Source organism: Salidesulfovibrio brasiliensis JCM 12178 (genome assembly GCF_001311825.1).
GTDB classification, from domain to species: Bacteria; Desulfobacterota; Desulfovibrionia; order Desulfovibrionales; family Desulfovibrionaceae; genus Pseudodesulfovibrio; species Pseudodesulfovibrio brasiliensis.
The window spans coordinates 1-1435 of the sequence record NZ_BBCB01000162.1 but is presented as its reverse complement, the minus strand read 5'-3'; the positions used below and the strand labels follow the sequence as shown (position 1 = coordinate 1435).

1 protein-coding gene is annotated in these 1435 nt (G+C 52.7%); it reads left to right on the top strand.

Features of this window, described 5'->3' with window-relative positions; translation table 11 throughout:
- The first annotated feature begins 637 nt into the window (after positions 1-637).
- Complete coding sequence (locus JCM12178_RS17340; RefSeq protein WP_054653228.1) at positions 638-1309, top strand: PEP-CTERM sorting domain-containing protein; 672 nt, start codon at positions 638-640, stop codon at positions 1307-1309.
- Positions 1310-1435 lie beyond the last annotated feature (126 nt).

The window sequence follows — 1435 nt, the reverse complement described above, 5'->3', positions numbered from 1 at the left end:
GGGAGACCCCTTTTTGCAAAAGCGGTCTCCCTCTCCCCTTCCTCTCAGACTCTCCATCCCCTCACCCTCCCGCAAAACCTTTTGCTTGGGCGTTGCCCACGCTGATGGACAGTTGGCCGAAGCAGGAATGTGGTCGAGTCGGGTGAGGGTTTTGGATTTGGTAGGTGAGACTGATAGCGTGAAATGCTTTTTGGGTAGGTGATATGAGAGGGCAGCGGGCGTGAACCGCAACTCGTTTAGAGTGCTTCAGCTTCTACAATCATCAATTATTCATGAGGTCATCAGCTTCGACCAGCCGCGTCTTTATGCCGCAAGCATGCAACCACAACAGACTCCAACAAGGTAGTTCTTTTCATTTGCCAAGCCGCAAGACGGGCCTCTTGAAAAGGATTGGATCCGAAAAGGCTTATTGAACTGATCTTGAGTAGAGCGGGCCGGTTATGTACCCCAGTATCTTCGTTAAGATGTAAAACACGCATGACTGATGCGTAAAGTAATCCGACACTTTTTGAACCCTTACCCTTTGCAAGGGTCCGTCCTTACTGTCTTTTTAACTCGGAACACTCTTTGCTCAGTTCTCCTTTGTGCAATTATCAGCGGCCGCGAGTCATGTCGGCCCAAGCAAGGAGGCTTTGCTATGAACAGTTTGAAGGCCGCATTGGTGGCTGTGGCGATGCTCCTCTTCTCCATTTCCGTTGCTCACGCCTACACGTTTTCATTCATCAACGGCGCTCCCGCCGCGCAAGGGCCGGGGTATGTGGAGTTCATGAACACGGCCGCGCTCACTAACACCGTGCCGGGAACATTCGACTTCGACGGGCGATCCAGCTTTACGTCCAACACCGAATTCATCATCAACCCCGGCGAAACCGGAACGGCATCCTTGAATTGGAACATGGACCTTTCCGGCCTGCTCGAAGCATACGGGTACTTTGCCCAGTCCAGATCTCAATACACGTTCGTTTTATACAAAGTGGGTGCAGACAACCTGCTGTACATCGACGACCTGCTCGAAGACCGAGTGTCCACACTTGGCCTGACATCAGTCGATCTCGACGTACATGAAAGCGGCATGCTGAACCTAGATTTCGATACGCGGTACGCCTTCGATCTCTATTTCTGGAACACCGTCTTGGCAGAAGAAAACGAACAGGAACCAGTAGGCGCATACGCAAACGTCAACATCGAAGAAGCGCTTTTCCGGTTCGAAGAAACCAGCAACGGCACCATCCCGACACCGGAACCGGCCACGGCGCTGCTGCTTCTTCTCGGACTCCCGGCTCTCATTCTGCTTAGCCGCAAGCGTTAGTTATAGTATAGCCTCCGGCGGCCCTCCGGAGGCTTAAACCCTTTTCCAAAAGGGTTTAAGAATCCCAAAACGCTTTGGCTTGCCTTCGGCGGAGCTTGCCGGGCACGTAAGGTGTTCGCTTGTTGC

Coding starts and splice junctions, on each gene's coding strand:
- JCM12178_RS17340 (WP_054653228.1), top strand. CDS start 638: ATGAACAGTTTGAAGGCCGCATTGGTGGCTGTGGCGATGCTCCTCTTC.